At 69.8% G+C, this 26,795-nt stretch carries 13 protein-coding genes and 1 pseudogene; 8 read left to right on the top strand and 6 right to left on the bottom strand.

Annotated elements, in window-relative coordinates; genetic code table 11:
- Positions 1–531: 531 nt before the first annotated feature.
- The 6 genes from ACZ3ZE_RS25980 to pglW all read left to right on the top strand — a co-directional run bounded on the left by ACZ3ZE_RS25980 (position 532) and on the right by pglW (position 14,452).
- Entirely contained in the window at positions 532–2,094 is a 1,563-nt protein-coding gene (locus ACZ3ZE_RS25980) for a TIGR02677 family protein (protein WP_467260894.1), read from the top strand.
- Positions 2,091–3,329: a TIGR02678 family protein gene (locus ACZ3ZE_RS25975; RefSeq protein ID WP_467260892.1), complete on the top strand. Its 1,239-nt coding sequence runs from the start codon at positions 2,091–2,093 to the stop codon at positions 3,327–3,329. The genes ACZ3ZE_RS25980 and ACZ3ZE_RS25975 overlap by 4 nt, the downstream gene beginning before the upstream one ends.
- Positions 3,326–7,453: a TIGR02680 family protein gene (locus tag ACZ3ZE_RS25970; protein ID WP_467260891.1), complete on the top strand. Its 4,128-nt coding sequence runs from the start codon at positions 3,326–3,328 to the stop codon at positions 7,451–7,453. Before ACZ3ZE_RS25975 ends, ACZ3ZE_RS25970 begins: the two co-directional genes overlap by 4 nt.
- Positions 7,444–8,685 (top strand): TIGR02679 family protein, encoded by a 1,242-nt coding sequence (locus tag ACZ3ZE_RS25965; protein ID WP_467260889.1) that lies wholly within the window; start codon positions 7,444–7,446, stop codon positions 8,683–8,685. Before ACZ3ZE_RS25970 ends, ACZ3ZE_RS25965 begins: the two co-directional genes overlap by 10 nt.
- 99 nt (positions 8,686–8,784) lie before the next feature.
- Positions 8,785–9,933: a hypothetical protein gene (locus ACZ3ZE_RS25960; RefSeq protein WP_467260887.1), complete on the top strand. Its 1,149-nt coding sequence runs from the start codon at positions 8,785–8,787 to the stop codon at positions 9,931–9,933.
- Between the two features lie 139 nt (positions 9,934–10,072).
- On the top strand, positions 10,073–14,452 hold the full coding sequence (gene pglW / locus ACZ3ZE_RS25955) for a BREX system serine/threonine kinase PglW (protein ID WP_467260885.1): 4,380 nt from the start codon (positions 10,073–10,075) through the stop codon (positions 14,450–14,452).
- A gap of 59 nt (positions 14,453–14,511) precedes the next feature.
- On the opposite strand, the gene ACZ3ZE_RS25950 is transcribed toward pglW, so the two are convergent.
- Genes ACZ3ZE_RS25950 through ACZ3ZE_RS25940 form a run of 3 tightly spaced genes read right to left on the bottom strand, consistent with a single transcriptional unit; the run spans position 14,512 to position 17,836 of the window.
- On the bottom strand, positions 14,512–15,960 hold the full coding sequence (locus ACZ3ZE_RS25950) for a hypothetical protein (RefSeq protein WP_467260883.1): 1,449 nt from the start codon (positions 15,958–15,960) through the stop codon (positions 14,512–14,514).
- Complete coding sequence (locus ACZ3ZE_RS25945) at positions 15,957–17,333, bottom strand: KGGVGR-motif variant AAA ATPase (protein ID WP_467260881.1); 1,377 nt, start codon at positions 17,331–17,333, stop codon at positions 15,957–15,959. Before ACZ3ZE_RS25945 ends, ACZ3ZE_RS25950 begins: the two co-directional genes overlap by 4 nt.
- Positions 17,334–17,350: 17 nt before the next feature.
- Positions 17,351–17,836: a hypothetical protein gene (locus ACZ3ZE_RS25940; protein WP_467260879.1), complete on the bottom strand. Its 486-nt coding sequence runs from the start codon at positions 17,834–17,836 to the stop codon at positions 17,351–17,353.
- 150 nt (positions 17,837–17,986) lie between these two features.
- Here ACZ3ZE_RS25940 and pglX point away from each other — a divergent pair, with 150 nt between their 5' ends.
- Entirely contained in the window at positions 17,987–21,703 is a 3,717-nt protein-coding gene (gene pglX / locus ACZ3ZE_RS25935) for a BREX-2 system adenine-specific DNA-methyltransferase PglX (RefSeq protein WP_467260877.1), read from the top strand.
- 53 nt (positions 21,704–21,756) lie between these two features.
- Here pglX and ACZ3ZE_RS25930 read toward each other — a convergent pair whose 3' ends face one another.
- Positions 21,757–21,948 carry a DUF397 domain-containing protein gene (locus ACZ3ZE_RS25930; RefSeq protein ID WP_467260875.1) on the bottom strand — a complete coding sequence of 64 codons (192 nt, stop codon included), beginning with the start codon at positions 21,946–21,948 and terminating at the stop codon, positions 21,757–21,759.
- Positions 21,945–22,791: pseudogene (locus ACZ3ZE_RS25925) on the bottom strand (helix-turn-helix domain-containing protein). The gene ACZ3ZE_RS25930 and the pseudogene ACZ3ZE_RS25925 overlap by 4 nt, the downstream one beginning before the upstream one ends.
- A gap of 150 nt (positions 22,792–22,941) precedes the next feature.
- Between ACZ3ZE_RS25925 and ACZ3ZE_RS25920 the strand changes: the two are divergent.
- Positions 22,942–23,406 carry an ATP-binding protein gene (locus tag ACZ3ZE_RS25920; protein WP_467260873.1) on the top strand — a complete coding sequence of 155 codons (465 nt, stop codon included), beginning with the start codon at positions 22,942–22,944 and terminating at the stop codon, positions 23,404–23,406.
- An 8-nt stretch (positions 23,407–23,414) separates the two neighbouring features.
- Here the strand turns inward: ACZ3ZE_RS25920 and ACZ3ZE_RS25915 are convergent, their stop codons facing one another.
- A complete protein-coding gene (locus tag ACZ3ZE_RS25915; RefSeq protein WP_467260871.1) occupies positions 23,415–26,702 on the bottom strand; it encodes an AAA domain-containing protein in 3,288 nt (1,095 codons plus the stop codon).
- Positions 26,703–26,795: the final 93 nt, after the last annotated feature.

Here is a 26,795-nt window from a genome sequence, read left to right as displayed (position 1 = left end):
ATTGACCTGGCGCTCCAATGGCCCGCCTTCCACTCAGTGGACGTCCGACGCCTGGATGCTGCCACCTCCGGCCGTCGACGGCGGGCGCTTCCGCCATGCATCGCTGGAACGAGAGGGCTAGGCCGGCTGGAGAACGCACCCAAGTGAGGCCTCGGTCCCGCGACCATGGATGTGGAAGGCGCTTGGTGGGTGGGGGGAGAGGGGTGGTTCTGACCTGCGCGGACGCGTTCAGTTGCCGGCCGCTTTCGAGTACTTCGGGCGTTTTCGGGACGACTCGGCTGTCGGTGGCTCCGGCTAGCGTGCGGCTTATGGGAGCGAAGACGGCGCTTGGCGTACGCAGACGGAGATGTGGCCTCGGTGCTGAGGGCGGCCGATGAGCCGGCGGCTGCAATGCCGCATGTTGCCATCCACGACCCTCGATCTCCCCGAGTTCGGTGAATCAGAGGTGTGCAAGATCGCCGTGAGGTGTAAATCAGCCAAGTACTTTCGTCCCTGTCTGCGACTCTGTCCGCTGCGGGACAATGGTCGGCGATGACCGTCACCACCACCGCCCCGGAACCACAACCGAACGGCTTCAGCCCCTTCGCCCACCTCACTGTCCAGAACACGGCTCTCTACCGGCAGGTGATGCGGGGATTCGTCATCGCCAAAGAGCGGTTCGCGGTGCATCTGCGTCCCGAGGACGTGCATGCGGCCCTGCCGGTCGAGGCGCGACCCGCTGAGTTGGACGTCGTGGTCAAGGCGCTGGACAGCCTCGTCGGCTGGGGCAATCTCCGCGCTGACCCCGACACCGCCCGCGTCACGGCTGTCGAGGACTTCTACCGGAAGCGGTTCGTCTACCAACTCACCCAGGCCGGAGAAGCTGCCGAGGAAGCGCTGGGCGTCTATGACGAGGCGCTCGGGCGGCGCGGCTCGCTGCAGGCCGTCGCCCTGCACGACATCGTCACCCAGTTGCGCGCCCTCCTCGTGCTGGCAGCCGAGGAACGGCCCGATCAGGCCAAAACGCACCTGGCACTTGACGCGCTGGCGAGTCGGTTCGCCGCCCTTGCCGACAACGCGCGTGCCTTCATGGGGTCCTTGCAGCGGACCATCGACCTCCATGACGTCGAAGAGGAAGTCTTCCTCGCCTACAAGGACCGGCTCATCCAGTACCTGGAGCGGTTCATCCAGGACCTGATCACCCTTGGCGGGCGCATCGCCCGCTTGATCCTGGAGCTGGAGGACGCAGGGAGCATCGAACCTCTCCTACGGGCTGCCGCGGCCCGTGAGGCGGCCGACGCCTCGCCGGAGGCGGCCGAGCACGCCGAGCGGGAGGCGTACCAGCGCTGGGCCGGGCGTTGGACCGGCCTCGCCGCCTGGTTCATCAGCAGGGAGGGGCGCGAGTCGCAGGCCAGGCTGCTGCGCGGCAGGGCCCTCGGCGCGATTCCCCAGCTCCTGGCCGTCGTACGGTCGCTGAACGAGCGCAGGGCCGGGCGCTCCGACCGGTCCGCCGACTTCCGTACCCTCGCCCGCTGGTTCGCCGAGGCCCCGGACGGCGACGCCCGGCACCGACTGTGGCGCACGGCTTTCGGGCTGTACCCCGCGCGACATCTCACCGTCGACGCCGAGACACTGGCCGCCCGCGCAGCGCTGCCGGTTCCCGCAGCCACTCCGTGGGCCGAGGCCGAGCCGCTGCGGATTAGCCCCCAGCTGCGTCGTACCGGCAGCTACGAGCGGCGTGGCAAGCCCCGCAAGGTTGAAGACCGGGAGGAGCCGCGCCGCAGACTCGCCGAGGTGGCCGCCAAGCAGGCCGCCGAGACTGCGGCGGCGCGGGCCCGGCTCGTCACCGACGGAATCACCCGGCTCTCCGGCCTCGGCGAACTCGACCCGGTCTCTTTCGGGCTCTTCCTCCAATTGCTCGGCGACGCGCTCGCCACCTGGCGGCCCGGTATGCGGCACACCGTGGCCACCAGCAACGACGGTTCCATGGAAATCCGGCTCAGCGCGCTCGCCGACGGCGGCACCGCGGAGATCCGGACGGCCGGCGGAGTCTTCCGTGGCCCCGACCACCTGATCGAGATCATCGACCTGACGGACGGGGCCGGTGTCCGATGAGCAGCACTCCGCTCGCCGAGGTGCTCGACGGCCAGCACGCGGCCGACCTCCGCAAGGCCGCTCGCGCCCTGCTCAAGCAGCCTCTCCTGCTCGCCCGGGGCCGGTACGCCGACGAGTTCCGCCTCGTCCGCCGGCACGCCTCCGAACTGCGCGAATGGTTCGACCGCAATACCGGCTGGGCCCTCCAGACGGATGCCGAGGCCGCCCGCCTGCGGAAGATACCCGGCGTGCTCAGCGACCCCACGCACCCCGCGCGTGAGGCGACCCGCGCGGCCGCCCCCTTTACGCGGCGCCGCTACGTCCTGCTCTGCCTCGCCCTCGCCGCCCTCGAACGCGGCGAGGCCCAGATCGCGCTCGGCCGCCTCGCCGGCCAGGTCGTCCTCGACGCCGCCGACCCACAGCTCGTCCGGGCGGGCATCCAGTTCACCTTGGACCGCCGGGACGAGCGCCTCGACCTCGCCGCCGTCGTACGGCTCCTCCTCAGGCTCGGCGTGCTGCGGCGCGTGGCTGGCGACGAGGAGGCGTACATCAGCGGAGCCGGCGATGTCCTGTACGACGTGGAACGGCGGGTGCTGGCCGGGCTGCTCGCTGCGCGCCGCGGCCCCTCCACCGTGCACGCCGAGACCCTCGCGGACCGCCTCGAGGAACTCGTCGCCGAGACCGCCCTGGACAGCGACGAATTGCGCTTCCGCGCGATGCGACGCTCGCTGACCCGCAGGCTCCTGGACGACCCGGTCCTCTACTACGACGAGCTGACCGACGCCGAGCTCGGCTACCTCACCCGGCAGCGGGGCTTCCTCACCGCCCGCATCACCGAGCTGACCGGACTGGTCCCCGAGGTGCGGGCTGAAGGCATCGCGATGGTCGACCCCGACGACGACCTCACCGACGTCCGGATGCCCGAGCAGGGAACCCACGGCCACGTCACGCTGCTGCTCGCCGAGCACCTGGCCGCGGCGAGCGGTCCCGTCACCACCGACCAGCTGGCGCTCCGAGTCCGGGAACTCGCCGATGAGCACGGCGGATTCTGGGCCAAGTCCGCGCGGGAGCCCGGCATGGAAGCCGAACTCGTGGAACAGGCCGTCGCCCGGCTCGCCGCCCTCGGGCTGGTCTCCCGCACAGCCCGTGGCGTGGCGCCGCGTCCCGCCCTCGCCCGATACGCGGTCGGCGAGACCGTCGTACTCGAACCAGGCACCGCACGTATGCCCGCGCAGCGAAAGGCCAGCAAGCCGTGACCCGCCTCCCCGATCCCCTGCGCTCCCGCTGGCAGCCTCTGCGCATCGGCCTCGTCGATCTCTTCCACTACGACGTCGAGGAGTTCCACTTCCGGGACGGGCGCCTGCTCCTGCGCGGGAACAATGGCACCGGCAAGTCCAAGGTGCTCGCCCTGACCCTGCCCTTCCTGCTCGACGGAGACCTCAGCTCACGCCGCGTCGAACCCGACGGCGACCCGGGCAAGCGGATGGAGTGGAACCTCCTCCTCGGCGGCGAGCATCCGCACTCCGAGCGGCTCGGCTATACCTGGATCGAGTTCGGCAGGCTCGACGAGACCACCGGCGAGCGGCACTTCCGTACGCTGGCCTGCGGGCTCAAGGCCGTCAGCGGGCGCGGCATCGCCCGCCACTGGTACGCGCTCACCAGCCAGCGTGTCGACCACGGCCCGGGGGCCGCCGCCGAGACGTTCCTCAGCCTGCTCGACGCCACTGGCACGGCCCTGTCCCGCGACCGGCTCGCCGAGGCCGTCGCCGGGCACGGCATGGTGTATGACCAGGCCAAGACCTACCGCAGGGCCGTCGACGAGGCACTCTTCGGACTCGGCGAGCAGCGGTACGGCGCCCTGGTCGACCTGCTCATCCAGCTGCGCCAGCCCCAGCTTTCCAAGCGCCCCAACGAGGCAGCACTGTCCCGGGCCCTCACCGAGGCGTTGCCGCCCATGGACCAGGCGGTCATCGCGGACGTGGCCGAGGCCTTCCGCTCCCTGGATGAGGAGAAGGAGGAACTGGCGGCCGCCTCCGCCGCCGAGCGGGCCTCCGCCGCCTTCCTGGACCACTACCGGCGCTACGCCCGGATTGCCACCCGCCGGCGCGCACGCCTCCCGCGCGGCGAGCACTCCCGCTACGAACACCTTCAGCGGGACCTCGCCGAGGCGCAGGCCGAGCAGACCCGCGCCCAGGAGGCGCGGGCGACGGCGGAGGAACGGATCGCCGCCCTGGAAGAGACCCGGGCGCGCCTGCACGCCCAGGACGCGGCCCTGCGCGCGGGCCCCGAGATGCGCAGCGCCCGGGAGCTGGAACAGGCGGCCAAGGAAGTCGAGCGGACCGACCGCGCCCGCAACCGCGCCCGGGACGACCGGGACCAGGCGGCAGGCCTGCACAACAAGGCGCTCGGACGGCTCGGCGCGGCCGAGAACCGGCTGCGCGCCGCCGGCCGGCTGGCCCAGGACACCCTCCGCACGGCACGCGAGGCGGCCGCCGCGGCACGGATCGACCTGCCCGGGGACGACGGCCTGCCGGAGTCCGAACTGCGGCGTGCGACGGAGCAGTCGACGGACCGCGGACAGCGTGCGCTCGCCCACGCGGAGAACCTCGCGGAGACGGCTGAGAGGGCGGCCCAGGACCGGCGGCGGGCATCCGTCCGCCTCGACGAGGCGGATACCGAGCTCGACCAGACCACCGCGGCGCAGGGCCGGGCGGAGGAAGTAGCCGCACGGGCGGGGCAGGCCCTGCTGGACGGCGTACGAGAGCACATGCGCAACTGGACCGAGCTGACCTGCCCCGACCTGGTCGGCCTGCTCGATGAACTCCAGGAGTGGACGCTGCACCTCGACGGGCCCTACCCGGCCCGGGTGCTCGCCGCACGAGTCCACAGCGCGGCCTCGGCGCAGCTGGCCGACGAGGCGGCCGAAGCGGCGCGCCGGACGACGGAGCTGGTGGTACGCATAGGCCGGGTCCGCGAGGAGATCGCCGCGCTGGAGGCAGGCGGCCGACGGGGCCCCCAGTCCCCGTTCACCCGCACGCCTGGCCTGCGCGAGCGGCTTTCCGGAGCACCGCTGTGGCGACTGGTGGACTTTCACGACGGACTCCCGGAACACGAACGCGCCGGACTGGAGGCGGCACTGGAAGCCTCCGGACTGCTGGACGCCTGGGTGCTCCCCGACGGCTCCGCCCTTGCGGTGAATGGGTATGACGTACTCCTCTCCCCGGCGACCGGGCCGGTGCCAGGGCCCTCGCTCGGCGTGTTGCTCCGCCCAGCCGTGGACAGCGGCGACGCGCAGGCCGCGGCGGTGGGCGAGGGCACGGTGGCGCGGCTGCTCGCCGCCATCGGCGCGGGAGGGGACGGCGGAGCCGGGACCTGGGCGGGGGTGGACGGGCGTTTCCGCGTCGGCACCCTCGTCGGCCGCTGGGCCAAGCCCGCGGCCGAGTACGTCGGCGAAGGGGCGCGGGAGGCTGCGCGGCGGTCCCGTATCGCCGCCCTGCGTACGGAACTCGACCTGCTCCAGCAGGAGTCGGACAAGGCCGTGACGCAGTCCGAGGCGGTGGCCGCGCGACGCGCCACCGTCGACGCCGAGCTTGCTGGCGTACCCGACGAGAGCCCCCTCACCCGGGCCTACGCCCAGGTGACCGCCGCAGCGGAGTCGGTGGGCCGGTCTCGCCTGCGGCGCGAAGAGCGCGCCGCCGACCTCCTGGAAGCGACCGGACGGGCCGAACAGGCCGCCACGGAATTCACCGAGACCGCCGGCGAACTGGGCCTGCCTGCCGACCGTTCGGGCCTTGCCGAGGTACGGCAGGCCCATGGCACCCTCGCCGTGACCTTGGCCGCCCTGTGGCCGGCCCTGCGCGAACGCGGCGAGGCGGCCCGCCAGGCGGAGGAGGAACGCGCCGAGGCCGGGCAGGCGGAGGAGCGGACCGCCGAACTCACGCTGCGTGCCGATGAGGCAGCGCGCGAGGCGGTGGCAGCGGACGAGCACCACACCACGCTGCGCTCCACCGTCGGCGCGGCCGTGGACGAACTCGAACGACGGCTCACCGAGACCGCCGAAGCCCTGCGGGCCTGTGACGCGGACCAGAAGCTCACCCGCCAGCGCCATGCCGAGGCGGACCGGGCGGCGAGCAAGGCCGAAGGCCGTATCGAGCAGCTGGAGAAAGGCCTCGTGGAAGCGGCCGAGGCTCGGTCGGAGGCCATCGCGGGGCTCCAGCGGTTCACGGCTACCGGCTTGATCACGGTTGCCCTCCCGGACCTCGCGGTGCCGGCCGCCTGCGACAGCCCCTGGGCGGCCACCCCGGCGATCGCGCTCGCCCGCGCCATCGAGTCCGGGCTGGCGTCGGCCGATGACTCGGACGGCGCCTGGGAGCGCGTACAGCGTCGGCTGAGCGAGGAATTCAAGACCCTGCAGGACACCCTGTCCCGGCACGGGCACACCGCCTCCGCCCGGATGGTGGAGGACGGCATGGTCGTCGACATCGTCTACCAGGGCCGTGAACGTGCCGTACCTGAACTCGCCGAGGCACTCACCGCCGAGGTCGGCGAACTCACCCGCATCCTGTCGGCCCGTGAACGGGAGATCCTCGAAACCCACCTGATCACCGAGGTCGCGGGCACCCTCCAGGAACTCATCGGGGCCGCCGAACGGCAGGTGCGCGACATGAACACCGAGCTGGAGGACCGCCCCACCTCCACCGGAATGAAGCTGCGGCTGGTCTGGCGGGCCTCCCGCAAGGCTCCCTCCGGCCTCGCCCCGGCCCGCGAACGGCTGCGTCAATCCGCTGACGCCTGGACCCCGGAGGACCGGACGGCGGTGGGTGAGTTCCTCCAGACGCAGATCGCCCGGCAGCAGACGGACGACACGTCCGGCAGCTGGCTCGAACACCTCACCGCCGCGCTCGACTACCGAGCCTGGCACGAATTCGGGGTCGAGCGGCACCAGCACGGCCGTTGGGTCCCGGCCACGGGCCCGGCCTCGGGTGGCGAGCGGGTCCTCGCCGTATCCGTACCGCTGTTCGCCGCGGCCTCCTCGCACTACGCGAGCGCGGGCATCCCGTACGCGCCCCGCCTGGTCACCCTCGACGAGGCGTTCGCCGGCGTGGACGACGACTCACGCGCCAAGTGCCTGGGCCTGCTGCACGCGTTCGACCTGGACGTGGTGATGACGAGTGAACGGGAGTGGGCCTGTTATCCGCAGGTCCCCGGCGTCGCCATCGCCCAGCTTTCGCGGATCGACGAGGTGGCGGCGGTACTCGTCACCCGCTGGGAATGGGACGGCAACCGGCGGCACCGCCGAGAGGACCCGGTGCGGTCGGAGAGTCCGAACCCGGACCCGCTCGCGGAGGCGACGGCCGGATCGGAGCACCTGTGGACCTGACATCCGCCAACGCCCCGGTCGACGAGGCCCGGCTGCGCCGTCTGCTGGGCGACCCCGCCCTCGACTGGCTGGTCGACCGGGCGCGCCGGCGCCTGGAGCGTGAACAGCCTCTCACCGGTCCGGTTTCTCTCAGCGCGCCCCTGCCGGCGCAGCGGGCATCGGCCGAGCGGCTGCTGGGCCGATTCCCTGGGAGCGGGCGCTCCCTGACCGTCCGGCTCGACGAGGTGGACACCGTCCTGCGCCGTTCCGGGATCAGCCCGGACGGCCTGGCGGCCGCCGTGGTCGCACTTACCGGGCCGGTCGTTCTGCTCGGCCCGGCCCGGCAGGCCGAGGAACGGGCCTGGCAGGAGGCGTACGCGGTGATCGACGCCCTCGCGGATCAGGTCCCGGGCTTTGCCGCATGGGCGGACCGGCTCCGCGGCGACGGCCTGGTACGCCGCCTCGCCGGAACACCCGCCGCAGCCCAAGACCTCCTCGGCCAAGTCGCCACTGCCCTGAGCGCCCTTCCCGCAGACCCGCCCGTCTCACTTCCCGCCTTCGCGGCCCGGCTGCTCGGCGCTGCCCATGCCCTGGACGACGGCACCCCTTTGGCCACCCTCACTCTCTCGGGCATCCGAGCGCTGACGGGCTTCCCCGACGGGTCGGGCGCGGAATGGCGCCGGGAGGCATGGGCATCGGTGGGCCTGCTCCGCGACGAGCTGTCCTCGACGGTCCTCACCCTGAACCTGAGGGGCACGCCCACCCTCGACTTCATGGCAGAGGCGGGCGAGCCGTCCGTCCTCACCCTTCGCCAGCTCGTCCGCCACCCCGTTGCGGCTTCTGCCCCGGTAGTCCGGATCTGCGAGAACCCGGCGGTGCTCGCGGCGGCAGCCGACGTCCACGGGGCTGATTCCGCCCCGCTGGTGTGCGTCCAGGGCCAGCCGTCCGCGGCAGCGATCACTCTCCTGCGCCACCTGCACGAGCGTGGGGCAGCACTGCTCTACCACGGAGACTTCGACTGGGGCGGGCTCCGCATCGCATCCGCACTGCTGCGTCGCGTCCCCTGGCGGCCCTGGCGCTACACGGCAGCCGACTACCGCGCTGCGGTGCTCGCAAGGCCTGACGGCCCGCCACTCGCAGGGCAGCCGGCCGAGGCTCTCTGGGACCCGGATCTACAGCAGGCTCTCTTGCAACTCGCTGTCCGCGTCGAGGAAGAGACGGTCCTCGACGTGCTGCTGTCCGACCTTGTGTGACGACGGTGCCCACGTGTGGCCACGACCGATCCCTGCTCGGTTGTCAGTGCAGTTTGATAAGCCTGTCGGCAGTGATGATCGACGTTCAGGGGGATGGGGATGGAAGCGGCCGAACAACCGGTGTTTCTGCTGGGCGAGGGACTGAACGCTTTGGAGCCTGCCCCTTTCGATACCGAGGCCGAGTTCCAGACGCTGCTCGCACGCCATCCCCGGATCCTGGACTTCGGTTCGCTCGCTGACGGCCGGCCCCTTCGGCTCGTTCTCGTGGCGCGGGAGATGAGAGTCCCCACCAGCAACGAGAGCGGCTCCGCGTTCTGGCTGGACCATCTGTTCGTGGACGCGGACGGTGTGCCGACCCTGGTGGAGGTCAAGCGGGCGGCCGACACCCGCATACGACGGGAAGTCGTGGGCCAGATGCTCGACTACGCCGCCAACGGGGCGCGTTACTGGCCTGCCGCGCTGCTCCGGCGGACCTTCGAGGAGACCTGCGCGGTGGACGGGCGGCCTCTCGAGGACGCCTACCAGGAGCTGCTGGGCGACCCGTCGCCCGAGGAGTTCTGGGCGACGGTCGAGGAGCGGCTTGCCGCCGGACGGATGCGGCTGCTCTTCGTAGCTGACCGGATACCTCTGGAACTGAGGGCCATCGTCGAGTTCCTGAACCGGCAGATGAGGCAGACCGATGTCTACGCCGTCGAGCTGACCCAGTACAGGGGCAGCGGTGATCACCGTGTACTCGTCCCGAGAGTTCACGGCGAGGTGGCCACAGCCAACAAGACACAGTCGAGGTCGGGCCAGGCGGGCCGGAAGTGGACGCTGGCCGACATGGACGTGGCACTGGAGAGCCGTAGCACGGAGAAACGGCAGGTCGCCCTTGCGCTGCTTGAGCATGCGGAGTCGGCGGGGCGCCTCGTCGGCAATAGAGCGGGGTACCCCAGTTCCTCCGGCTACTTTCCGGCCTCGGGCAAGGAGGTTCCCGTCTGGACGCTGTCACTGCGCGAGGATCCGGACAAGGACGATCTCGCCTTCAGCTTCGGGTCCATCACCCACCACCTGGGAAGCGACGCGACGTCGGCCTTCGCGGACGCCCTGCCGGCCGTGGACGGACTTGGGCAGAGGCTCGCGGCGCAACGGGCGAAGGGCTTCAAGGGCTGGCCGTCGGTTTCGCTTGCAGCACTGTCCACTCAGCCGGAGGCGCTGGGCCAGGTGCTGGCGGCCATCGAGCAGCTGATGAGCGATGACAGCACCTGATCGCAGGGATCTGTACATGACCATGCAGACCGCATGGTTTCGAGAAGGCGCGCGATAGGCTCTACCAGGTGGTTTGCCCGTCTGGTTGGGCGCGGGGTGTGATGGAGGCCGGAAAGTGACAGCAGCGGGAGGAAAGCCGGTGCCCAAGCCCGGCCCGCCGAAGCCCGTCCAGCAGTGGTTCCAGGATCGGCCCTCCCCCTATGCCTGGGAGCAGGAGGCGCTGGACCATGTACGGAGACTGCTGCCCGCTGCCGAGCCCTACCGGGCCTGGGCCACCTTCTCCTTCACGGCGCACTCGGGGCGGATCAATGAGTGCGATCTTCTCGTCGCGGTCCCGGCCGGCCTGTTCCTGATCGAGATCAAGAGCCACCCCGGCGAGCTGCACAACACCGGCTCCACCTGGAACTTCCGTGGCAGTGACCGCACGCGGACCATCAACAACCCGCTGCACTTCAACGACCTCAAGTCGAAGGAGCTCCGGAGCCAACTGCGTTGGGCCGCCCGCAAGCTCGGGATGGATGAGCGGATCGTCCCGCGGATCGAGCCCGCCGTGTTCCTGTCGGCGCCCGACCTCGTCAGCCACCTGGACGAGGTCCAGCGCATCCGCGTGTACGGGCGGGACGACGGCGGCAGCGGCCTTGACCGCATCTGGCAGGACTTCCTGGGTCTGCCCCCCGACCGGCCGGAGCGGCGGATCACGCCCGAGTTCGCCCGGCAGACCCTGCCGCAGCTGCTGCGGAACATCGGGATCCGGCAGTCCACCGGGCACCTGCGGTTCGGTGATGCCTGGAAGCTCCGCCCGCATCCGCTCGATGCCGGTGCCACCTGGGAGGACCGTCTCGCCCTTCGCGACGACGGCCTCGTACAGGAAGAGGGCCGGGTCCGGATCTATCTGGTCAGTCAGGGGGCGACCGAAGCGGCCCGCAGGTCCACGGAGCGTGCCGCCCGCCGCGAGTACCAGGTACTGCAGGGCATCAACCACCGCGGCATCGTCGACGCCGTCGAGTTCCGGGAGCACGAGGGCGGCCCGGCCATCCTCTTCCGCCACCGGCAGAGCGATCTGCGCCTGGACCAGTACCTGGACACCTACGGTGGCAAGCTCACCCCCGAGATGCGTCTCGACCTGGTCCGCCAGCTCGCCGAAGCCGTCCGCTACGCCCACAACCGGTCCCTCTACCACCGAGCGCTGGCCGCGCGGTCGGTCTACGTCTCCTTCCGCAGCGAAGGCGCCGCCCCCGAGCTCCGGATCACGGACTGGCAGACCGCCGCACGCGACTTCGACAGCAATGCCACCTTCTTCCGCTCGATCGGCGGTTCGGCGCTCGATGCCGCCCTGATCGAGGACGAGGCCCGTGTCTACCTGGCACCGGAGACGGACCAGCCGTACGCCGATCCTGCGGATCTCGACATCTTCGGTCTGGGCGCGGTCGCCCATCTCATCCTGACCGGTCAGCCGCCCGCACCGCAGCGCAGCGTGCTGACCGAGCGCCTGCGCGCCGACTCCGGCCTGCACCTGTTCGCCGTCGCCGACGGTGTCTCGGAGGCACTGGACGCACTGGTCTACCAGGCGACCCGTTCCGATGTGAACGACCGGCTGAGCTCCGCCGAAGCATTCCTGGACCTGCTCGACGAGGCAGAACGGGCCGGTGTCCTGCCCGACTCCCCGGAAGCAGCCGCAGCCGACCCGCTGGAGGCGATGCCAGGGCAGGCGATCGATGCCGAATGGTCGGTACGCCGGGTCCTCGGCACCGGCGCCACGGCGCGCGCCCTCCTCGTGGAGCGAGCGGTCGAGGACGAGGACGGCAACGTCCGCATCGACGAGCATGTCTTCAAGGTGGCGCTGGACGAGGAGAAGGCGGAGCGGCTGCGTGCCGAGGCCCGCGCTCTGAAACTCGTCGGCGGCGGAGCCGTGGTGCAGTTGCGCGGCGAGGAGCTGCGCGAGATCGGCGGACGGACCATCCTCGAGCTGGAGTACGCCGGCGAGCAGTCGCTCGGTGCCCGGCTCCGCGGCAAGGGACAGCTCACCTACCACGAGCTGGAGCGATTCGGCGAGGACCTCTTCCAAGCGCTCGACCAGCTCGCCGGCCACGGGGTGCGCCACCGCGACATCAAGCCCGACAACTTCGGTATCCAGCGCCGCAAGGACCGTACCTGGCAGCTGAAGCTCTTCGACTTCTCCCTGACCGACGCCTCGGACCGGGATGTGAAGGCGGGCACCCGCGGCTACCTCGATCCCTTCCTGGGTTCGGTGCGCCGCAGCCACTACGACGATCACGCCGAGTACTACGCGGCAGCCGTCACCCTGCACGAGATGGCCAGCGGCGAACGCCCGTTGTGGGGCGACGGTCTCTATGATCCGCTCACCAACGAATCAGCCGAACTCCACATCGCGAGCGAGCTGTTCGAACCCGCACTGGCGGAGGGCTTCCGGGCCTTCTTCGAGCGGGCGCTGCACCGTGAGATCGAGCAGCGCTTCGACACCCTGCGACAGATGAGGGATGCCTGGCAGGAGGTATTCCGCGCCGCGGACGCGACGCGTCCCACCACCACTCCCTCCACTGTCGGGACCGTGGCCGAGGACGCCGAAGAGGCACGCGACAGCGCGGCCGCGGCGGCCGAGGCCACCACTGTGCTGGAGGCAGCGGGCCTGTCCCCCCGCGCGGTCTCCGTCGCCAACGGCCTCGGTGCGACGACCGTCGGCCAGCTCCTTGAGATCCAGCCGTACGCCATCTCCAAGGCCCGCGGGGCGGGCGCCCTCGTCCGCAAGGAACTCAACCGGCGCCGCAAGCAGTGGGCGGCCGCCCTCCGGGGCAAGCCGGGCAACGCAGCACCATCCCCGACCCGGACCGCCGGGCAGACCGAGGGGCACGCCGACGCTCCGGACGCGGAGTCGGCCCGCATCCTCTCGATAGACGACATGGCGGCGCTGCTTACTCCTGCGGCCGGCCGCAAGGGTTCCCACCGGGAACAGGTCGTACGGCTCACGCTGGGGCTCCCGCCGGAGGACGGCGGTCTCTCCCCGCTGGGTCCTTGGCCCGTGCAGGCCCGCATCGCCGATCACCTGAAGATCAAGCAGCCGCCGGTCTCCCGCCACCACCGCATCGAGATCAAGCAGTGGGCGGAAGCGGAATGGCTGGCACCCGTCCGCTCCGAGCTCGCGGACATCCTGGAGAGCTCGGGCCGTGTGATGACCGCCCCCGAGGCTGCGGTCGAACTGCGTGCCCGCCACGGGGCCGACGACGACACCCCCCAGCGGACCCTCGCGCGCTCGCTGGCCGTCGTACGAGCCGCAGCGGAGGCGGAGACCGGAGACGAGACGGACGGACACGAGCCCAGGCTCGCCGTCCACCGGCGCGGCGACACGGTCCTTCTCGCCTCGGAGTCCTTGCCGGGCACCGACGACCCCAGCCCACGGGAACTGGCCGACTACGCGGCGGCGCTCGGCGCCACCGCCGAACGGCTGGCCCGGCAGGAGCCGCTCCCGGGCCGAGCGGAGGTGGTCCGCGAACTGAGGGCCGTACCGACGCCGGAGGGGTTCGCACCGCTCGCCGACACCCGGCTCGTCGCGCTCGCCGCGGCCATCGCCCCGGTCGTCGAGGTCACGCCGCGTCTGGAGCTGTACCCGCGGGACCTCGGACTGGAGCGCGCGCTGCGCATTTCCCAGGCCGGCGCGGGCGTACGGGCCGACCGGGGCATCAACCCGGCGGAACTGGTGGCACGGGTCAAGGCACGTTTCCCCGAACTCCAGGTGCTCGCGGGAGGCCGGGAACCCACCCACGTCGAGCTGGAGGACGCCCTGCAGGCGGCCCGGTTCGACCTCCGCTACGACCTGGACTCCGACACCTTCCAGCTGCCCGCCGCCAGGACGGCCCACCCTGTGACGGCTTCCGGCGGCCTCACCAGTCTCCTGCCTCCGCGCCGTGTCACTCGCCTGGAGCGGGAGGACCCGCACGGAGCGGTCCGTGAACGCCTCATGGCGAGTGCCCGGCGCGGCGGCTTCCTCGCCCTGACCGTGAAGGGCGTCCGGCTGCCGGGCGTCGCGGACGCCGTGGCGGCTGCCTTCCCGGTCCTGCCCGTCGACGTGGGCGCCGTCTTCCTGGCGGAGTTCCGGAAACTGGTGGAGGAGAAGGGCCAGGACTGGCAGACGGTGCTGCGCGCGGACAGCGCCTCCGCACCCGGCCGGATCAAGCCGGGCCTGGCCACCTTCGTACGCGCCGTCTGGCAGCGCGTCGGGGAGGACCTCCAGACCCGCTGTGCCCTGCCCCGCACGGTCCTGTTCCTGCACGACGCCGGCCTGATCGCCCGCTACTGGGACGAGGGCGGCCGCGCCTTCCTCGTCGGCCTCCAGGGCGCGGCCCGCCGACCGGTGGAGAACCCGTACGGGCTGTGGCTGCTGTGCCCGGTGGAGACCCGGTCGCAGCTGCCGCACCTGGACGGCCGGACGGTCGAGGTGATCGGCGGGGACGGGGAGCAGGCGCACCTGGACGGGGCGTTTTTGGAGACGCTGGCGAAGGGGTGAGGGCGGGGTGGTGTTGCCGGCTCAAGCAGGGAACAGCACCCCCTTGCACCGTCCTTCGGTCAGGCCACGGGCTTACGTGCGACCCCGCCCTTGCGGCCGATGTTGAAGGCGAGCCGATAGACGTCCGGCAGGTCGATGGCACCATTGGTGCGCCTGGTCATGACGCCCAGCTCCAGAAGCTCTTCGAGGATCGCGGTCAGGCTGTCGATCTTGCGAGGGCCGCTGCCCTGCTTCACGTCCTCCAACAGCTCTACGATCCTGCCCGGCAGTCGGTTGCTCTCCCATGCGAAGCGCACGGCCGACGGCTCCATGGGCACCTGGCTGCCCTCGAGCAGCTTGACAGCGAGTGCCGCCCATCCGATGTCGTCCGTCAGCTCGTCCACGCGGTTCTTGGACGCACTGCTCAGACTCTCGCGGATCGCGTCGTAGTGCAAGGGGAGCGTGTGGCCGGCATAACGCTCAGCGGTCAGCTGTGCCGACCGGAAGAGCGTGTGCAGCCACGTCCGGGGGCTGACCCGGCCCAGACCGTCCTGAAGGTGGTTCGGCACCCAGGTGTAGGTGTGCCCCTTACGACGGTCCGTGCCCATGAAGGGACCGGCCAGACCGACGAGGACTTCCTCCTGCCGCTTCTGGTCGGCGATCACGTCGACCGGAGCTATGTAGCGGCCCTCGCCCTCCGGCCGCCATTCACCGGTCGCCTTGCGGAACGCCTTCGCCTGATCGCTGGTGTGGTTGCCCAGCTGGTGGAACAGCAGCCCGTACAGGTTCTCCCGGCTCCAGCTGAGGTCGGTGGCGTTGGCACCGAGCTTGGAGGCGTCGGCGAAGGCCTTGGGGGCACTCTCGTACATGTCCGGCCGTACGAAGATCTTGGCGCGCAGCGTTCCCGTAGTGAGCCGGAGTTCCAGAGCCACCTCGAAGAGTCCCGACAGCAGTTGGTCGAGGTGCTCGCGATCGTTGTGCAGGTGGTCGAGCGCGTCGAAGAGCAGGACCAGCGTCTTGCCCTGCTCCCGGGTCTGCCGGTCGGCCCGACGCAGCGCGTTCTCGTACGCCTCGCCGTTCTCCCGTGTCCAGCGGATGCGCTCGGACCAGGGCTTGATCGCGAGGACTTCCGGCACCTTGAGCGCGGTGAGGACGACTGCGGACCACAGGTCCCTCGGGTCGACACCTTGGGCGACCAGGTCGGCGAGCGTCCGCTTCCCCGGAAACGCCGGCTCGTCTCCGCCTTCGAGCGCGAAGGCGGTGACCACCTCGATACGGCCCAGCCTCGGCATCATGTACGAGGCGGAGGCGACCTCACGCAGTTCAGGGTCGGTCAGGGCCTTGGCCCAGTAGGTCTTGCCGGTGCCGCGGGCTCCGCGTACCACCGTCACGTCGGGGTCCAGTGCGAGCCGGTGGGACGAGGGAGTGAACATCGTGCGGAGGTCGGGGGTACTGGTGTTCGCGTCAGGCGCGGAGCCGAGCGCGTCGATCAGCAGGGTGCGGGTCGCCTGGATTGCGGGGTCGTTCATGACTTGTCCTCGTACGGGTCCAGCACCAGTTTCTCCACCGTGTCGACGAACTCGCGGTAGGCGGCCCTGACGAACGGCAGCTCGGGCCAGTTGCGGCTGCGCAGGGGGTCCAGCCCCACTAGGTCGTTGCCGAAGAGGATGGGGATGGGGGCGTAGGGCTTGTCGTCCACCTCTCCCTTGACGGGGAGGAAGGGCTCTTCGTACTCGTCGTCGGGCAGGTTGTACAGCGTGTCCATGAAGACGTCGTAGGCATGCCGCCGCAGGGTGTTGAGACGGTCTATGTCTCCGGCTGAGTGGAACATGGCGGCCACGATCCGGATGCGGTCGCGCAGAGCGCGGGCACGGTCGGGCCGCAGCTTCCACTGGGACAGGAGCATGCGGTAGCCGTCCCAGGTGGAGGGGTTGTCCACCGCGAAGAGCAGGGCCTGGTCGCAGAGTTTGGTCAGGGTGACGGCCGCGATGTCGTGGATGCCGGCGCGACTGTCGAGCAACACCACGTCGGGGCGGCGGCCCTTCTCCTCCACCTGCGCCTCACATGCGGCGATCGCGTCCTCCAGCCGCTGGGCAAAGGGGCGGGGCGTGCCTCCCGGCTCGTCGGGGGGAAGGTCGCTGTAGATGCGGTTCAGCTTGGCGAGGTAGTCGTACGGCCGTCCGGCGAGCGGGGTCCCGGCCGCTGGAGCCAGCCACACCTCGCCGTTGCCCTGCTCGGGCGGGAGGATGGAGGAACGGCTGACCAGCTCCAGACCGTCGGCGTTCCCGACGGCCGACTCCACCAGGTGGTCCACGATGCCGTGCGGGGGAGTGGCCCCCGGCTCGGCGAGCAGGTTGGACACCCCGGGGGATTCCAGGTCCAGGTCCACGACGAGTACGCAGTGGCCGCGCTCGGCGAGGCTGCGGGCGAGGACGGTGGTGGCGGTGGAGCGTCCGACACCGCCCTTGAATCCGTAGAAGGCGAGGCGGCGGGTCTGGCGAGCCGGCTGCTGCTCGACCTCGGCGCCCACGGCAGCCCAGTCCCCGCCGACGACGGTGCGTTCGAGTACGGCGACCTGGCCGGGGCCGTCCTGCTCCCGTTCCTCCAGCACGATGAGCTCGGCCGCGCCGAAGAACATCTCCGGGACGAAGAGCGAGCTGGCCGTCTGGACAGGATCGTCCCCGGCGAAGGGGCGGACCTTGGCGGCGAACCCCTCGCGGAGCGACACGACCGTTTCGGATTCGGGGTCCAGCGGCTCGGCATCGGCGCGGTCGTCGATCAGGAGAGTGGACTGACCGGACAGATCACGGACGAGTACGACGTTCCGTCCGTCCCGGGCGGCAAGGCGGGCGAGATCGCACGCGGCTTCCCAGGCTTCGTCGAAACGAGGAAGTGAGGTCATCAGGTCAGGTCGTTTCTCTACTTCGCATGGTCGTACGCGGTGATCAGGCTGAGAGTGGCTGCGAGATGCCTGGCGACGCGCTCGGGGGACAGGGTGTCGCCATCAACATAGCGGTGCCCCTCGTGCCATTTGTCGTGTGGCGTCTTGAACGGGTTCTGCCGCGGGATGTGCTTACGGATCTCGGCCCCTCTCCGACCGTCCAGCACCATCATCAGGTGCTCCCACGCGCCGGGCATGTGGCCGTGTGCTGCCTTCAACTTGTCCATCCCCGGCATGTTCTCGATCGTCGGGCTGTACGGCTTGGCGGTGGGCCTTTCCTGCACCGAACCGAAGAAGTCGATGAGCATCGCCTTGGCCACACATTCCGCGGCCAGTCCGGCCAGGTGATCGGTGGGGCCGGGGAGCGCGCCGCCGTTTGAGAGCTGGAGCGCAGCCTTGTAGAGGTCGTGGCCCGCCTTGAGGAAGGTGTGCCGGGGGCGCGTCGGGGTGGTCGGAGCCGTCACGACGATCACTTTATCCGGATGATCAAGGACCTGGTGGGGGTTTTGCGGGGGCCGTGGGGCTCCGACAGCGGTCCGTAGGCTGGCAGGATTGAGTACCTCAGCCGCAGGCCATGCGGCGTATGACGCAGTGCGGCGAGAAGGAAGCGAACAGTGACGGACACCACGGCCGGTGCGGACCGGGCGGAACGCCTGAAGGATCTGGTCAAGGATCTGAAGCGGCAGGTCCTGCTTCTGGAGGACGACCTGAGGGCGCGCACCGAGTCCGAGGACGAGATCCGCACCCGCCTGGAGACGGAGTACCGGCAGGCGCAGGAGTCCCGTCGCACGGCGGCCCGGTACGAGTCCTGGCGCGACGAGCGTGTCACGCAGTCCGCTGCAGCTTGGGTGCTGGCCTGCGTGTTCGTCCGCTTCTGCGAGGACAACGGCCTGATCGACGAGCCATTCATCGCCGGCCCCGGCGACCGGCTGGCCGTGGCCGAGGCCCGCCACGAGGCGTTCTTCCGCGAGAACCCGAGGCTCAACAACCGCGACTGGCTGCTCGCGGCCTTCGACCACCTGGCCAAGTCGAACACCACCGCCGCCGGCCTCTTCGACCGCGACCACAACCCGCTATGGGACATCATGCCCGGGTACGAGGCGGCGACCGAGTTGCTGTCCTTCTGGCGCCGGTGGGGTGCGGGCGGCCAGATCCGTTACGACTTCACCGACCCGGAGTGGGACACCCGCTTCCTGGGCGACCTCTACCAGGACCTGAGCGAGCACGCCCGCAAGACGTACGCGCTGCTCCAGACCCCGGAGTTCGTCGAGGAGTTCATCCTCGACCTCACCCTTGAGCCGGCGGTCTCGGAGTACGAGTTCGGCCTCGACCCGGTATGGACCGGCCCGGATGGTGAGGAGCGGCGGGGCCTGCGGACCATCGACCCGGCGTGCGGGTCGGGCCACTTCCTGCTGGGCATCTTCCACCGCCTGATGGACAAGTGGCGCGCGGCTGAACCGGGCACGGATGTCTGGACGTTGGTTCGCCGCTCGCTGGAGTCCGTGCACGGGTGCGACAAGAACCCGTTCGCGGTGAGCATCGCGCGGTTCCGGCTGCTGGTGGCGGCGATGCGGGCTGCGGGCTCGCGGCGGCTGGCGGACGCGCCGCCGTTCCCGATCAACGTGGCGGTGGGGGATTCGCTGCTGCATGGGCGGGGTGCGGCGGGTATCCAGACGGACTTGGACACGCTGTTCGCGGAGATGTCTGTGGGGCGTGAGGAGGGCGCGTTCGCGTACTCGACGGAGGACGTGTGGGACTACGCCAAGCGGGTGGACCTGCTGGGGCGGGGGTCGTACCACGTGGTGGTGGGGAATCCGCCGTATATCACGGTGAAGGACAAGCAGGAGAACGAGAACTACCGGGCGGCGTACAAGGATGTGTGCGCGGGGACGTACGCGCTGTCCGTGCCGTTCGCGCAGCGGCTGTTCGACCTTGCCGTCAAGGGGCCGGGCGGGCGGCTCGGTGGGGGCGGGTTCGTCGGGCAGATCACGGCGAACTCCTTCATGAAGCGGGAGTTCGGCAAGAAACTTATTGAGGTCTTTTTCCGGAACCGAGCTGAACTGTCGCATGTGATTGACACGTCGGGCGCGTACATCCCAGGACATGGCACACCGACGGTGATTCTGGTGGGGCGGAACCGGATTCCGAACCCGGAGAGGACGGTTCGGGCGGTGTTGGGGGTGCGGGGAGAGCCGGTGCAGCCGCCGGTTGCAGCGGAGGGGGCGGTGTGGCGGGCGATCGTTGAGCAGGTGGGGCGGCCGGGGAGCGAGTCGGACTGGGTGTCGGTGGAGAACGCGGTGGCGGGGAGCTTCGTGACGCACCCGTGGTCGGTGAGTGGGGGAGGAGCCGGTCCGCTGCTGGACCGGCTGGCTGTTGGCACGATGCCGCTGGAGGAGAAGATCTCGAAGCCGATCGGTCGCGCGATTCGTGCGGGTGCCGATGAGGTGTACATGAGGCCGCTGCGGAAGACGTACAGGCCGCGAGCGGACAAGCGAGCGCTACGCCCATTGCTTCTCGGGGATGTGGTGCGGGACTGGCGGGCCGAGCCGGATGTTGCTATCTGGAGGCCGGATGTCAAGGCCGTGAATGACGGCCGCCTTGGAGAGGAATTGTGGCCTTGGCGGGCGACGTTGGCGGCGCGAAGGACATTCCAGGGCGATATGGCGGACGCGGGTCTTGAGTGGTGGGACTACATGCAGTACACGGCCTCTGCGTACTCCACGCCGTTGTCGATCGCGTTTGCTTTTGTCTCCACGCATAACCACTTCGTGCTGGACCGAGGTGGGAAAGTGTTCAACAGGTCCGCGCCAGTAATCAAACTGCCGGAGGGGGCGGATGAGGATGCGCACCTGGAATTGTTGGGAGTGCTAAATTCTTCTACGGCTTGTTTCTGGTTGAAGCAGGTCAGTCATGACAAGGGTAGCCAGTCGGGAACTGGTGGATTCATGCATGACGAATGGGAGCGATTCTATGAATTTACTGGAACTAAGCTTCAAGGGTTTCCTCTTCCGGGAACTCTCTCCCTTGAGTTGGGGCGTTCACTGGACCTTTTGGCGCGAGAAGCGGCGGAAAGCGAGCCGGATGCTGCAGCTGGGCGAGTGACTCCGCTTCGCGTCAACCTTGATCAGGCACGACAGGTAGGCGAAGCCGCCAAGGGGCGGATGATCGCACTTCAGGAAGAGCTCGATTGGACTGTCTACGGTCTCTACGGCTTGTTGACTCCGACTGAAGTGGGTCGGGCGACTTTGCCGACCTCCTGCGAGGTTCCCACGGTCGCGTTGGGTGAGCGTGCCTTTGAGATCGCGCTTGCCCGGCAAGTGGCTGAAGGAGGGACGAGCACTGTCTGGTTCGACCGACATGGTGCGACCCCGATCGTGGAGATCCCTGCGCATTGGCCAGACGAGTACAAGGCTGTGGTGCAGGAACGGCTTAACATCATCGCTTCGCGAGCCAAAGACATTGGCCTGATCGAGCGGCCTGAGCACAAGCGGCGCTGGGCCGCCGAGCCGTGGGAGAAGAAGGAGCGGGCCGCGCTGCGGAACTGGTTGCTGGACCGGATGGAGAACACCGACCTCTGGTACGAGGTTCGTGATGGGCTCCGTCGTCCTCGGCCCATGACCGTCAACAACCTCGCCGACCAGCTCAGCACGGACGAGGACTTCACCTCCGTCGCTGCACTCTATGCAGCCGACCACCTCGGCAAGCCCGATCTCCCCCTCGCACAGGTGCTGTCGGAGGTCGTTGCTGACGAGCACGTTCCCTACCTCGCCGCGATGCGTTACAAGGACTCCGGTCTGCGTACGCGCAATGAATGGGAAGACGTCTGGGAGTTGCAGCGTAACGAGGACCGGACCGGGAGGCGACTCGCCATCGACCCGCCGAGCAAGTATAAGACGTCCGACTTCCTGCGCTTTTCGTACTGGGCGAATCGAGGCAAGCTTGATGTGCCCAAGGAGCGGTTCATCTCGTACCCCGAGGCCGGTCCGGACGCCGACTCGACGCTGATGCTGGGGTGGGCGGGGTGGGACCACAAAGATCAGGCGCAAGCGCTTTTCGATCTGCTCAAGGCGCGTACCACCCGGGACGGCTGGGACACCGAGCGGATCGTTCCGCTGCTGGCCGGCCTGCGTGAGGTCATGCCCTGGGTCGTTCAGTGGCACAGCGAGTACGACGACGAGTGGGGCGACGTACCGGCGGAGGAACTGGTGGCTGAGTACGAGGAGCAGCTGCGCAAGCATCAGGTCGGTGCGGCAGAGCTGATCGCATGGCGACCCGTGAAGAAGACGCGGGGGCGTAAGCCCGTCCAGCAGAGGGCTCTGGACGACGAGTAGCGCCGGGCAACTGGGTGGCGGCGTGGAGGCCCCCGCCACCCAGTTGGTCCGTCTCAGAGGTGGGTGTCAGCAGAGTGAGCCGCGAAGGCCGACCATGCGTCGGGGGATACGGACAGCGGTCGCAGGTGGGTGTCCTTGGAATCCCGGACGAGGATGGCTTCGGGAGATACGGCGACCTCGACGCAGTTGTCGCCGTCCCCGCCGCTGTAGCTGCTCTTGAACCAGGCAAGTTCGGTGGTGCTCATAGCGCTCCTCGCATCTGCTCCAACAGGCTCGCGGTGTCCTGACGGCTCAGAGCCTGTGAGCGCATCTTGCCATAGCGCTGAAGCATGGAGCTGACTGCTTTCGGATCGCTGATCACGGTGCTGGTGCTGTGGCCTTCCACGTATCCGAGCCACTGGTTGACCGCTGTCTCGGCCAGGTACATGGACCCGTCGTACCCCGAGTGGTCCTCCTGTCGCAGGGGCATGATCAGGATCTCCACGTTGCGACGACCACCCTGCTCCAGCAGGCAGTCCAGCAGTGCCCTCGCCACTTCGGACCCGCCCAAGCGGCGTTCGAGAAGTGCCTGTTCGATCATGAAGCAGAATGCGGTGTTGGGTCTCTCTGTGAAGAGGTACTGCCGCGCCAGTCGCGCTGCGACCTGGAGTTCGAGCTGTTCCTCTGTCAGCGGCGGGAGGCGTCGCTCGAAGACCGCCCGGATGTACGCCTCCGGCTGCAACAACCCCGGAATCACCCTGCACTCGTACGCGTACAGCGACACCGCCTCTTCCTCGATGCCCGCCCACTGGTGGAACCGCGACGCCAGCCCCGCTTTCCGCGTCAGGCTCCGCGCAGCCGCTGCCAGCACCTTCGTCGCGACCCACCCCCAGCGGTTCCTCCGCCCGCTCCGACAGATCGCCCGGCGGGAAGCGTTTGCCCTGCTCGATCTTGGCGATGTAGTGCGCCGAGTACCGCACCCGAGGGGCGAACTCCTCCTGGGTCAGACCTGCTTCCTCCCTCAGGACCTTGAGCACCGCCCCGAAGGTCTTGAGGCTGTCCGAGAGTTCTGGTTCATTGTTGGTACCGCCGCCGTGGTCCTCGTTCATCACACAGCCGCCCCTCCGCACGCGCACCCGCCCGACTGACCCATGGTCACGGACGGTTACCCGCCCAGTCCAGCGGGTGAACCAGTACAGAGAGATCTGTACCAGTGTCGTCCCTGCCGAGCAGCGCCGCCGGCCGGAACGCTGAACCCCATGACCGCTCCTCACGCCCAAGCCCCCGTCACCGTACGTACGTTCACCCAGCGCTTCTCCGCCACCCACCGCGGCGCGCGACTCGCCCGGATGCTGGCCGAGGTCGAGGCCGTCGCCTGGGGCATTCCGCGTGGCTCGGCGGCCTTCGACGCGCTCACGCTCGTCGTCGCCGAGCTCGCCTCCAACTCCGCGCTGCACGGCCGGATTCCGGGGCGGGACTTCGAGCTGCGGCTCCTGCTCGCCCCCGACGGCAGTGCCGTACGCGTCGAGGTGTCCGACACCCACCCCCGCCGTCCGGAGGCGCCGCCCGCCGAGCACCCACCCATTCCCGGCGAGGACGGCGGCCGGGGTCTGGTGATCGTCGATGCCCTCGCGCTCCGGTGGGGCGTACGGGACCGGGTCGGGCCGGGCAAGACCGTGTGGGCCGACTGCCCCCTGCGCCTGGAGCAGCCGTACCCCCACTGAACACGCGCTCAGCGCGAGCCCGGCAGCCGGATGTCCTGGGTCCAGGCGTTCGAGCTGCCCTTCGCGGTGGTCTTGCAGGCGGTGGCGTAGCAGCGCCAGATCCAATTGCGCTGTTTGTAGCGGCGGATCTCGATCTCCGTACCCTTGCACCGGCCGCACTTCGGCGGGCGGGCGAACACCTCCGCGTGCTCGTGCTCCAGCAGCTTCCGGGCGAAGTGGGAGCCCCGCATCGTCAGCATCACCTCCCGTGTGTCGTGCTGCGAGAGCACGTTGAGGCTGCCGAGCATGACCGTGCGTTCGTCGATCACCGCGATCTTCTGGTGCATCACGTACATCGGGACGACCGTGTGGACCACGGCACGCAGGTCCGCGATGAGCGACTGGTTGTTGTCCTGACGCTGGAGCTTGTCCGTGTCGTCGCGGATGAAGACGGTGACGCGGACTCCGCGGGCGACCGCGTCCCGCAGTTCGGGCAGCAGGGTACGGAGCCGGTTTGCCACCCACGGGGCCCACAACCACAGCGACTCACGTGCCTGCCGGATCTGGTCCGTGAAGGCCTGGTAGAAGGCCCGCTCGTCGTCGATCCCCGTCACTTCCACGTGCCGGCTCAGCACCTCGGAGAGCGCGGTCCCGAACTCGCCCCGGTACGGGGTGGGCGCGTGCGGTGGGGTGACCAGGTGCTTGGCCTGGAGGCGTCGGACGCCCGGAGTGCCGATCATCCCGGCCAGCTGCGCGAGGGCGGTTCCTGCCTTGGCCCCGCGGATACGTTCCCAGCTGCCGATGATGTAGAGCCGGGTCTTGACCCGGGTGACGGCTACGTTGAAGAGCCGTACGCCGTTACGCCTCCACTCGTCGGCTCCGGGCTGCCGGTGGGCGAGGGCCATCCACAGCTCCCTGCTGTCCGCTCCCTCCACGGTGTCGAAGATGACGACGTCGAACTCCCGCCCCTGGAATCGGTGCGCCGTGCCCACCTCGGCCAGGGGTCGCCCGGAGCCCTCGACATCGCGCAGGGCCTCCAGCGTGGCCTCGGCCTGGACTCCGTACGGGGTGACGATGCCCGCCTCCTCGCCGTTCTCCCGGTGAAGTTCCACCAGCGCCCGGGAGATGAGGGAACCTGCCGGCCACCACCCCTTCCGGCTTCCTGTCAGATGGGCCCTGGCCAGTTCGTGCAGGCCGTCCGTGTCGATGAGGACGATCTCGGGGTCGTCCGTCGGCCGCACCGCCCGCGCCTGGCTGCCGCCGCGCAGCACGCCTCCGTACGCCAGATCATTGGCCAGTTTCATCACGGCGGGGCCGAAGCGGTGCTGCTCGGTGAGGGTGACGCAGGCCGGGTGCGCCTGTGCGTCCGCCGGCTCGACGATCCCGCAGTGCTGGAAGACGTCGGGGAGCAGCCATCGCTTGATGTCGTCCCGGTCCGGCTCCTTGAGCGAAGGCGGGATGACCGCACCCAGCTGCATGAAGTCCCCGAGCAGGACGGCGGCACGACCTGCCTTTCCCGTGGCGAGCAGTACCTCCGGCAGGGTGGCGGCGCCCGCCTCGTCCACCAGGACGACGTCGTACGGGCCCTCGAAGACCGCCCGGTTGGTGCGGAACCTGGCGAGGGTCGTGGCGACCAGCTTCGCGCCCTTGATGATCTCGCCCTGGGCGTTGCGGGCGAGGCGTTCGTACTCCTCCTGGACTTCCTCGTACTGCTTCTCCAACGCGGGGCGTCTGGCGGCGTCGGCCGCCACGGCCGGTCGCAGCCGCTGAGCCCGGTCGTACCGCTGTGGCCACCCCCACCGGACGGCTTCTGCGGTCAGATCGTGTGCAGCCGTGGCCTGCGAGGCCGCTTGGGTGGCTTCGGCCGACTCCCGGTCCCAGGCCTGGCACAGTTCCTGGGCACGTTCCGCCGCGATCAGCTTTGCTTCCGCGTCGGCTTCGAGACTGTCGATCTGCTGCAGGGTGTACGGGATGGCGGATATGAGTGCCGCGATCCGGGTGTCGAGCGTCGCTATGTGGGTGGACGCCGTCGTACGCGCGTCCATTGCCGCGCGGCGGTCCCTGATCGCTTGTTGCTCGGCGTCGTGCAGCTGCTGCTGGAGCTCCGTGATCTTCTCCCGCTTACGCCACCGGGCCACCGTGCCCAGGGCTTCGAGCTCCCGTAACTCCTCCCGCAGCTCACCGCAGGAGTCCTCCGCCAGCAGCGCGGCGGCTTCGCGGCGTTCCGCCGCCAGCCGGACCCGCACCTGCTCCTTGCGCAGCCCGTCGACGTGCTTCCACTGCTCACGCGACGCATCCGTGGCCGCGCTGCGATCGGACGCCTCCTGCGCCACCCGCGCGGCATCCGCGTAGCTCTGTACCGCTTCCGCCGACCGGGCCTCGGCCGAGGCCACCCGGCCCAGAGCAGCCGCCAGGTCCTGACCCGGGGTGCGCAGCAGTTTCAGCGCAGCGAAGTAGGCGGAGGGATCGAAACCGGCCAGAACCGTGTCCAGGGCGGCCAGCTGGTCGGCCCGGTTCCGGACGGCGACGAGCTCGGTCTCGACCGTCCGGCGACGCTCGGCGGCCTCCGCCAGGCGCTCCCGGACCATCAGCGGCAGGGACACCGAAGCGTCCTCGGCGACCTTCCGCAGGTGGGGCGGGCCCACGCGGACGATGTCGCCCGGGCTGTGGCGTTTCTCCCGGACCACTCCGAGCAGGGCGTTGTCCACGGCGATGTTGGTCGCGGAGACCAGCAGCACCCGGTCGCCCCGGGCGATCAGGTCGCCGATGGCGCGCTTGAGGACGGTGGTCTTGCCCGTGCCGGGCGGTCCCCACACCAGCAGGACACCCGAGCCGAGGCAGGCCCGGTACGCATCCCCCTGAGCGGGATGGAAACCGGGCGGATCCGGGGCCTGCGCGGGTGTCCCGCCGATGGTCCGGCCGGCCAACGCGGCGGCCAGAGGGGCTTCGCCGAGCCCGGCGATACCGTCGCGCAGTGCCTCGATGAGGAAGGTAGGAGGCTGCTTCAACATCCACAGGTGCGGGTCCGCGACATCGGCGAACTCTGCCACGCGCAGGGTGAGCAGCGAGCCGTTCTGCACCGCCTCGGAGACGGCGAAGCCGTTCGCCTTGATGTCGTCGGCTTCGGGGCCGGCGAGCCGCAGGCCGTCGAGTTGGTCCGGGCCGATGTCGGAACCCCGGAGGTCCACCGCGAATCCTCCGGGCTCCCCGGTGCGGACCGCGCGCGCGATGCGCTGCCACCGGGGCTGCCTGCCCGCACCGCCCTCGATCGCGATCCACTCGCCGAGCGCCGTAGTGATCTCCTCGCGCCACCCCACGTACCGCCCCCGCCCCCGTCGGAACCCCTTACCCCGGCGGCCAATCTACCCAGCGGCACGGAGCGTGACCCGTCGTAGGGAGAGAAGTGACCG

The sequence above is a fragment of the Streptomyces sp. NPDC023157 genome (assembly GCF_055560575.1).
Note: the sequence above shows the minus strand (reverse complement) of the source record. Positions and strands in the feature narration are given on the sequence as shown.